The sequence below is a fragment of the uncultured Bacteroides sp. genome (assembly GCF_949298305.1).
Classification (GTDB): Bacteria; Bacteroidota; Bacteroidia; order Bacteroidales; family Bacteroidaceae; genus Bacteroides.
In genome coordinates this window covers 1-10031 of the sequence record NZ_CASFWU010000116.1, presented here as the reverse complement: position 1 = coordinate 10031, position 10031 = coordinate 1, and the positions used below count along the sequence as shown (strand labels likewise).

Annotated in this window: 6 protein-coding genes; 4 read left to right on the top strand and 2 right to left on the bottom strand. The window is 47.0% G+C overall.

From position 1 onward, the window contains the following. The 4 genes from Q1Y74_RS12700 to Q1Y74_RS12685 form a co-directional block, all read left to right on the top strand. Nucleotides 1-1423 (top strand): response regulator (locus Q1Y74_RS12700; protein ID WP_300814678.1); only part of this gene is annotated, 1423 nt, incomplete at its 5' end. 517 nt (nt 1424-1940) lie between these two features. Next, entirely contained in the window at nt 1941-2480 is a 540-nt protein-coding gene (locus tag Q1Y74_RS12695; RefSeq protein WP_300814677.1) for a hypothetical protein, read from the top strand. A 5-nt stretch (nt 2481-2485) separates the two neighbouring features. Then, a complete protein-coding gene (locus tag Q1Y74_RS12690) occupies nt 2486-5206 on the top strand; it encodes a hypothetical protein (protein ID WP_300814676.1) in 2721 nt (906 codons plus the stop codon). A 473-nt stretch (nt 5207-5679) separates the two neighbouring features. After that, complete coding sequence (locus Q1Y74_RS12685; RefSeq protein WP_300814675.1) at nt 5680-5841, top strand: hypothetical protein; 162 nt, start codon at nt 5680-5682, stop codon at nt 5839-5841. 434 nt (nt 5842-6275) lie between these two features. Here the strand turns inward: Q1Y74_RS12685 and Q1Y74_RS12680 are convergent, their stop codons facing one another. Together Q1Y74_RS12680 and Q1Y74_RS12675 are read right to left on the bottom strand one after the other, a co-directional pair. Further along, nucleotides 6276-7202 carry a magnesium transporter CorA family protein gene (locus Q1Y74_RS12680; protein ID WP_300814674.1) on the bottom strand — a complete coding sequence of 309 codons (927 nt, stop codon included), beginning with the start codon at nt 7200-7202 and terminating at the stop codon, nt 6276-6278. Between the two features lie 227 nt (nt 7203-7429). Then, entirely contained in the window at nt 7430-9652 is a 2223-nt protein-coding gene (locus Q1Y74_RS12675; RefSeq protein WP_300814673.1) for a thioredoxin-like domain-containing protein, read from the bottom strand. Nucleotides 9653-10031 lie beyond the last annotated feature (379 nt).

Here is a 10031-nt window from a genome sequence, read left to right as displayed (position 1 = left end):
ACAAAGCCGCAGTCTGCTCGGGCTGGTTAACCAGTTGCTTGATGCAGCCAAATCGGCTCCAGGTATGGAACAGCAGAAATGGGTGCATGCAGATATTGTCTCTTACGTTCGGTTAGTTTTGGACGGCTATCGTTGCTATCTGAATGCCAAACATATCCAGCTCATTTTCACCACACAAGTACAGACTCTGCAGGTGGACTACATACCAGAATACATCAATAAAATATTGCAGAATGTGCTTGGTAATGCCATTAAATTCGCTCCCAAAGAAGGTATGATACAGGTTCATCTGGCCACAGCATCCGATAAGCAGTTGATTCTACAGATTACTGATAACGGGCAAGGAATAGCCAAGGAAGAACTACCTTACATCTTTGATCCTTTTTACCAGGGGCTAAACAGCAAAAATAATATGGGTACCGGCATCGGATTGGCTTTTGTCAAGCAAATGGTTGAAAGCATGAATGGAAGCATCACCGCTGCCAACAGCAAAGAGGGGGGAGCCGAATTTACCATCCGGATACCCTTACAGAATCCAAAGGCTCATATTGAAATTCGGGCTGAAGAAAATGAACCTGCTTTGAGTAGTTTGCCGGAAAACAATGAAAAGCCTGCTGAAGCTTGTGATATAACCGTAATGGATGAAGAACATTTAGAGAATGCTAATCCGTTGATTCTGATTGTGGAAGATAACCAAGATGTGTCATTCTACATTCATAAGCTCGTTGAGGGAAAGTATCGGATCAGGCATGCGCACAATGGGTGTGAAGCTTTGAACGTATGCAATGAAAATATGCCCGACTTAATCATTACCGACCTGATGATGCCCGAGATGGATGGATACACCTTGTGCCAAAATATACGCAGTTCGCAAACGCTCAACCATATCCCTATCATCATTACAACAGCGAAAAGTGAGGAAACCGATAGATTGAAGGGAATACAAGTTGGAGCAGAGGCTTATTTATTGAAACCTTTCAATGCCGACGAACTATTGTTGCAAATTGAAAATATCCTGAACCAGCGGCGCATCCTGCGTGAAAAATACTCGAAAGCATTGTGCGAGGGCAATACGGGGAACGTTGAATTGCGTCCTGCCGACCGTGACTTCTTGAACAATCTGACAGAATTCATACATCAACATTTATCTGAAAAGGCATTGAATGCGGAAATGGTTGCAGACAAATTTTGTGTCAGTAAGTCTCAACTGAATCGTAAAATACGAGCTATAACTAATTACAGTACTACGGCTTATATCTTGTTAATCCGTATGGAGAAAGCCAAGCGCCTGCTGGTTTCCACAGAGCAGCCTATCGGTGAGATTGCCATGAATTGTGGTTTCGAAGATACCAGTTACTTTACGCGCGTATTCAAACAACTGTTTTCTACAACCCCTTCATTGTTCCGTAAAACGCCTCAATAAGGACGTATGTTCATCCCGAATTTGGAGTGAAGTGCATAAAAGTCATTCGGGAGATCTCTGATTAATTAGTTAATATTACATTCGTAACGTAAGCTGTGTGGTTAGCTGAACTGCACATTCACAGTTACTCGCCACTTTTCTAATAAATGCAGACTGGCGTGCCTGCAATTCTGCTGTTGTTACCCCTCCTTATTTATCGTTTACTATTGCTGGGAAAAAAGAATCTATGCTTTCAAATCTGGGTTCAATTTAGATTGATGGCAAATTTTGAGGCCTAAAACAGTCTGCTTTTTGATAATCCGAAGGCTGAAAATTACGGATGTATGAGAAACGAATGCTGTTTTTAGTAGGATTTTTAATATGCTGATTATTAATTGCTTATTAAAAAATAATGCTTCAATTTTCCTATTTGTAGAATAGAATTGAGTTTAAAAATCCTTATTCTTGCTTTAATAATCCTAACTTGATGAAGCGGATCGGACTACATTTGTGAGTCAACAGGGAAAGACCTGAAAACATGTTTAACTTATTAATGTTATGTGCTATGAGAAGAAGGTATCTTAATGTAATGCTAGTGGGTGCCCTATTGATGGCTTCTACTGGAACATTTACCTCTTGCAAGGATTACGATGATGAGATTGCTAATCTGCAGGAGCAAGTGAATCAGAAAGCTTCTATTGAGGAGTTAAGATCAGAAATCAGTAGCGTTGAATCTGCCATTGATAAGGCAGTCGCTGATGCTGATAAAGCAATCAAAAAAGCTCAGGCTGCTAAAGCTGAAGCTGAAGAAGCTTTGGCTCAAGTTGGTGAAAACACTCCTGATGGAGTGACACAGGAAGAAATGGAACAAATGCTGAAGCAGACAATTGCTGATGCTGAAAAGAAAATTCAGGAGGAGTTGGACAAAAAGGCTTCATTGGAAGACGTAAATGCGAAAATCGAAGCCCTGAAAGCTGAACTTCTAAGTGAATTTGTAACAGACGATGAGCTGAATGCTTTGGCTGCAAAAGTATCCCAGTTAAGCGAAGAAGTTATCAGACTGCTGGCCATCGTCTGACAAGCATGAACTTGGTTCCTACGCAGCATATCAATGGTATTCCTGCCATTATTTTCACTTCGCTGAAATATACTCCGCAGGTATATACCCCCATTAAAGGACATGCTGTAACGGATTATTCTGACCCATTGCATCCGGTAATGACAACGCCTGCCGATCACACCAAACGGCCTGTATTGGACCACACGGCTGTAGCGGGTGCGAAAGTACGTTATCTGTCTAGTGAGAAGAACGAGGCATATTATCAGGTAAGTCCTAATATGGGTGTCCGTACGCAGGATCTGGAAAGTCTAGCCTTCGACTGCATGACTTCTAAAAACATAACTCGTGCAGCTGAAAGTGACCTGATTAAGCAGAACAGTCCTATTGAAGTGACTGGCTTTAAAATTGATAAGAGCCTGATGACTGTTACTTTCAAGAAAAACAAAGAATTCTTGAACGACCGAATCATGAGCACGGGCGATGCTCACCCGGCACCTGGACAAGAAAAATTCTGGATGGCATCGGCTAAAGCTGCCATTGCTAAGGAAAATCTGGATGCTGAGGAACGGAAAGCTTATGAAGCAGGGACAAAGACCTATGTGAACTCTGAATATTCGCGTATTGAAGAGCTGGTTAAAGTGCCTTATATTGCCAATATCAGAACAAATTTCAGCAAACCTTTGACTACCGACTATTTTGCTGACGAAGTTCAGACAGATGCTAATGGAAGTTTCTATGTACACTATCGTGACTCCATTTGTACATATGAATCTTTAGCAGGTAAGGATATTGACATTTATGCAGACTATGCCGAAGAACTGGATCTGAAGAAGTATGTAACTGTTTGTGTTTCTGATGAAGAAGAGGCATTGAAGGATCATGCCCAACACGAACTGTTCAAGAATTACAAGGATTATGGTTTGGAATTCCGCTTCAGTCTGGCAGCAGCTCCGTATATCACTTTAGGAGGTCCTGAAGGCAATACCAATAAGACCGACCAGCAGAAGTTTGCAAAAATTGATTCGCCGTCCAATGGTATCATGACATCAAAGGTGTATACAATTGAAGGAACATCTGCTACAGCTATCGGTCGTGAGCCTATTGTACGTGTATCGTTGGTCGACACCAAAAACGGTAATGCATTGGTTGCACAGCGTTATCTGAAAGTAAAGTGGACAAGAGAAATTGGTGTGAAGGAAATTACAATCGAGTTTGATCCGATTTGCTATGCTTGTGGTATCCAAAGCCGTGTAACGACTCAGATGATGAATGAGTTAATCTACCACCAGGCTAAAGAAGGCGGTATGACTCACGAAGAATTTAAGGCTATCTATACGATATTTGACGAAAATGCTTCTGAACCTTATGGTACGGCTAAGAACGTAATCAATACCGAAGGTGGTGTAGATTCTTATAACATCCTTTGGGATTTGACAACAGAAACCATGGGTAACATCTGGCCGGGTCAGAAGTACAAAGACTTCAGCAAGGTTGTTTACTACAGAAATGATTCCAAGTCTTATCCGGATCTGAAGATTACATTGAAGAGAAGAGTGAACATGCCTGAACTTGGCGTTTGGGGTCACTTGGGTACATACTGGAAGACAACAGATCCGAAGTACACAATCTTCAACGTTAACCCGATTGTTTATGATACGGAAGAATCCAACCCGGCATGGGGCGAACTGGAAACAACCGCAGCAGACTGGAAGGATGAAAATGCAACTTGTAACATTTATACCGACTTGTTGAACGGATTCCTGAATGAAGAAGGTACGAAGCCATTATTCGCAGAAGATGCCGTTTGGTATGACTGTGGTAAAGTGAAGGAAGATTTCTATAAGAAGCCTTATGAAACCATTCGTTTCGTGTTTGACGATACGCGCATCAATAACTATACTTACCAGTATTACAACCGTTCGGCTATGAAGTATGAGCCAAAGAAGGCTACGGTACAAAATAGACTGGAAACGATTGATGGAACCTCTTACTACGTATCTATATTGTGGATTAACGGTGAAGTTGCTGCCAAGATTATCAATGAAAGAAAGAACTTCTTGAATGCGGCAGAACAGACTTACAACATCCGTCTGGAAGAGGAAAATGCAATCCACGCTCCGCGCACCGGTGAGAAACCGACAGAAGCAGCCAAGGCATTGGTTGGAGCAGATGTTCCGGTTAGAATGGAGGCGGTACTTTGCGATGCAGTTGGCAAAGACTGGAATGTGAAGACTGTGAAGGCTTATGAGGCATTCATCATTGAACCGTTGACTATGAGCGATCCGACATTGGCACCGTTTACTGATGCCCAGGAAGGTGGTTCTCGTATCTCTATAGAAGGTAAATTCACATACAAGGCCTGGAACAATTCTACCGTTGCTAATACAGTCGGGTTGCCGAAAGCACTGTGGGAATTCTATGAAGCAAACGAAGGTGAATGGCCATACCTCGATCTGACTACCGGTGAATTGGATCCTTCGAGACTGAAGACCAACTTGAAGTTAGTTGATGGAAATATTGAACCGGTTGAAGGTTACCAAGATGGTGCATTGCCAAAGAATGTGAAGATTATCAGAACAACTTCTGGAGGTAAAGACGAATTGGTTTACTATAACTACAGCGGTACGCCGGTTAATAAGGAATACATCATTTACATTCCGGTTACCTTTACATATAAGTGGAAGACATTTGTTTACAATGTAGCCGTAACAGTTAAACCTAATCCAGGTACCCCGTCTGAATAGTACATGGGCTAATATCCAATACATTGGATAAGTAAGGAAGTGAGGATGTGCACAACGAATGGTGTGTACATCCTCTATTAGGAACCATCTACCTGAATGGTAATGCCCCAATGCATTCTGCTATTGTTACTGTCAATAGTGCCGCTACCTTCGAATTCAAGCCGCTGGAAGCATACTTTAATGCTGGTAAGACTGAAGCTGTTGCATGTGGTTTGACAAATGGAAGTATCATTATATATAACTTATATGATTTGTTCAGTATTGCAAATAAGAATAGGGCTTACGTAACATTCAAAGTTTATACTTCTAAGGACAAGGCTTATACTGTTAACAAGTGATTGCAGGACAGTCTTTCTGTCATTACAGCAGACAAAGTCGGCATTAACTAAGCTACATTCGGTGGTGCATACTATGTGTGCAAGGTCATTGTTTCGTATCTGCCGTTTGGTAATGCTAAGGTTGCCCCTATCACTATGGACTTCAACCTGAGCATCAAATCTGAAATCTTTGAAGGTAGCTTGAAGTATATTCCTGGCAAAACTTTTGAAGTTGGCAGTGGTACAAGCGCTACACTGAAGCTTGCCGACTTTATAGTTACCGATGTTTACGGTGTAAAGTACCAATGTACTGTCTGATACCCGTGTAGCTTCTCACTCTGCTAGCATAGTTGTAAAAGTTACGAAGTAATATTAAAATTTTAAGAAACTATTCTCAAACAAAGAATAGTCCACTTCATATAGTAATAATGTTTGTGAGTAAAGGGGGACTGTGAAGTTCTCCTTTATTTATTGCTTGTGGAATTATTCGTTGCTGTGACAATATAAACTTCTATTAACATAACAACGATATATATTTCAATAAACACAACTACAGCCCTGTAAGTATATGTCGCAGGAACGTAGATTAGAATATTGAGTTGTAAATATTTGTTGCGCTTCCTCTGTCAGTTTAATCAACAACATAACCTTGTAAACAGCAGGCGCCGCCTTCCCCATTAGGAGGCGTCGACACCTACATTATGGCATGCTCGGCATGTGTATTTGCTAACGGATTTTTTATGTTATTTGGTTCAGAACCACCTGATGCGCCTGAACCACACGAACGTCACGGCCGAGGCGGCGACGGACAGCAGCACGATGAACAGGAAGGCATGGGGGAAGGCGTCCAGGTGGATGTCCACGTTCATGCCGTAGAAGCTGGCGATGACGGTGGGAATCATCAGCGTGATGCTGAGGCTCGTCATGCGTTTCATGATGTCGTTCACGTTGTTCGAGATGATGGAGGCGAAGGCGTCCATCGTGCCCGTCAGGATGTCGCTGTAGATGTTCACCGTGTTGCAGGCCTGGCGCAGTTCGATGACGGCGTCCTCCAGCAGTTCCATGTCCAGCAGGCCGCTGTTCTGGAAGATGTTCTTCAGCCGGCCAATCATCACTTCGTTGCCGCGGATGGAGGTGTCGAAGTAGACCAGCGTCTTTTGCAGCTTCATCAGGCGCAGCAGGTCTTCGTTGCGGATGCTTTTTTCCAGCTCCTTTTCGGCGTGTGCCACGTCGTTGTTTATCTGCTTCAGATACTTCAGGAACCAGACGGCCGAGGAGTGGATGAGGCGCAGGATGAGGTCGAGCTTGTTGTTCACGCAGATGCCCTTGCGGCGTGTGTGCTGGATGAAGTCGGGTATCAGCTGCGTGTGGTGGTAGCAGACGGAGACGATGATTTCGTTGTTGGTGATGATGCCGATGGGCACGGTGATGAACGGAACCTGCGGCTGGTTGCTCTGCATGGGGATGCGCAGGATGGTGAGCAGCCAGTTGCCTTCGGTCTCGGTGCGGGGACGTTCGTCGGAGTCGGCGATGTCTTCCAGGAAGGATTCGGGTACGTTAAGTTCTTGGGTCAGGAATTGGAAATCGTTGTTGTCGGGGCATTCTACATTTACCCAGCAGTTGGGCGCCCACACAGGCTTCTCCACGAAGCCTTTTTCGCTGTAGAGATACTTTCTCATCGGTCAGAGCCTCCTTTCTTAAGGTTGCGCACGGAGGCTGGCGATGCAGGAGTTCTCCGTCCGCGGTTAGGGATTAATACTGTTGCACGTTCGAGGGTTTGAATCGTCCATATCTGTTGTTCTCAATTTTATTTTTTGCGGCGCAAAGATAGGAAATCGGAGGCATTTGCAGTGCCTCCGATTTTGTTTTTTAGGTTTTGTTTCGATTTTCGCGGTGTCGTTTCAGGTCATTGCCTGGCCTCGAAACGCCGTTTCAGGAAGTCGGCCAGGTTGTGCGCACCCACCTCTTCGGTAGAGATGCTGCCGTCCTTTTCCACCACGACGTAGTGGGGAATGCCGTTGAAGCGGAAGAGCTGGCGCATGTACTTGTAGTCCGTGTCTCCCAGGCGGTAGCAGGCTTCGCCCTTCAGGTGCTTCTCCACATATTCCGTATAGTCTTTCAGGGGCGATTCGGCTTCGCTGGTGATGTAGACGAACTGGAACTCGGGATGGTTGCGGTATTGTTCGCGCAGCGGGGCCGTGGCCTGTATGCCTCCCCGGCAGGGACCGCAGGTGGTGGCCCAGAAGTCGACGAACAGCACCTTGCCCGCATGGGGCGCGATGATGCGGCGGAAGATGTCCGTGGCTTTCCCTTCGGGCAGTCGGTACGACGTCGCCGGAGTGTCGGGGAACTGCTCTTCCAACAGTTCGCGGGCTGTGGCCCGCAAATAGGGATGGGTGACAGTCTTTTCCAGTTGGCCGAGGAAGGCTTCGGCATACCGGCGCTGCGTCAGCACCTGGGGCAACGCGGAGCGCAGGCTACGCATACGGGCTATTTGCCAGAGCAATGGGGAGGGCGCGGCGCACAGGCTGCTGACGATGCTGTCTTTTTTCTCGGAGAAGCTCAACTGGAGCCTCAGCAGTCTTTCTTCTAAGGGCAGGGCCTGAAAGGCATCATCGTTTTGGATGGTTATCTGTTCTTTATAGGCGACGGAAAGGGGGTCCATGAATTCAAAGCGGTTGATGAAGATGCTGATGTTGCTGTTGGCCAACGCCGACGGTTCGTTCAGGGGCATTTCCTTCAGGAAGCCGTAGAAGGAGGCATCGGGCTGCACCTTCAGTGCCTGGTTGGTGCTGTCCTGCTGGGCGTAGTAGTCGCGGCTTAGTTGGTACTCAAAGTAAGTGACTCCTGCCTGTATGGCCTTCTGGTTGCGTATCAGCGACACGGCCTTTTGCGAAGGGGCGTAAAGGCGGCAGAGCGAGTCGGCCTGCTGCTGCCATCGGGCAATGACGGGCTTCAGTTGCTCCTGGAATTGGGCGGGCGTCAGCGTCTTTTGCGCCTGGCTCAGTTTGTCGTAGGAGTATCGGAAGCTGTCATTCAGCGTCATGGCCAGGTATGACAGGTAGGCTCTCTGCCCCATGTAGGCGGTGTGGGGCAAGGGGAAGGAACTGTCGCGCGCACGGCTGCGGGCCATGATGTCCTCCCAGTCCAGGTAGAGGGTGACGGTGTCGCCCGGTTCGGCATAGAACGGTATCCAGATATTGTTCAGCGTCAGGCTCTTGCAGACAGGATGTTGTAGGAGGAAGGTGCATTGGAAACTTCCGTCGGGGTTGATGGGCACCACGGTGGGGTAGTCCTGCCGGGTGATGACGTCCTCCAGATAGAGGATGCCGCTGTCGAAGCCCAGCCGCGGGTCGTAACCGTCCAGGTAGCCTTGCAGGCAGACGCTGTCGCGGCGGAAGAAGTTCTCATAACCTTTGTCGGTTTCGGCGGTGGCCGTCTCGGGGCGGGTGCGGACGTAGCGCCGCGTTTCGGCACCGTCGGGGGCAATGAGGCAGGAGCCGTCCTTGCGGGGTGTCAGTTGCAGGGTGACGGTGGAGCCGTCGGTGCGGCTGCGGGCAGTCAGCACGATGCGTTTGCCCTTCTTGCGGCAGTCGGTCAGGTCGTAAAGCCGGTTGTTCAGGATGACGAGCGAGTCGTGGACGCCATACGTCCAGCTGCCTTGCGCGTCGTCGGCAAACCAGTTGCCCTCCACCTGTTCCAGGGGCGATGGCCGTTTGGAGCCCGTGGGCACCAGCGAGATGTCGTAAGTATTGCTTTCGTTGCCGTTGGGGTCAATCAGGTGGATGGTCTGTGTCTCCTTGGGCAGGGGCTCGAACAGCAGTACGAAGTCCATCTGGCCCGAATCGGGCATGAAGGTTTCCTTCTTCAGTTCGATGCCTTCGGCGCCCGTTTGTGCGTAGCGTTTGCCGGTGGCGGCATCTTCCAGATAGTTTTCTCCATCTTCCATAATCCACCAGTGCGGACGGAAAATGGCGTGAATATAGACTTTGGTGTACTCGGGGGTGCGCTCAATGCGGGTGATGTTGCGGATGCTCCCGTTGCGTGCCTTGAATGTGGGGTTCTCGATGGTTTGTGCCGTCAGCAGTCCTGAAAGCAGAAGCAGGAGGCACGATAGCAATGTTTTCATGTTGTCTATGAGTGTTGAACAATAGGTTAAAGGTTCGCTGTTGCGCCCAAAGGTAGGCATTTCCGTCCAACAACGTGTGTGCGACATGCTAACTTAACATAGATTAATCCATTACATACGCATCTTTTTTTGTAACTTTGCGGGCGGAATTCAAAGGTACCACAGATTACACAGATTCTCACAGATTCCCTTTGCTTTTAATCTGTGTCAATCTGCGTAATCTGTGGTGCCCCCGATAAAACAGCATTGATTCAAACTTTAAATACTTTAGACATTATGGCAAAGAAAGCTCTTTTAATGATTCTCGATGGTTGGGGTTGTGGCGACCATCAGAAGGACGACGTGATCTTCAACACTCCCACTCCTTACTGGGACAGTC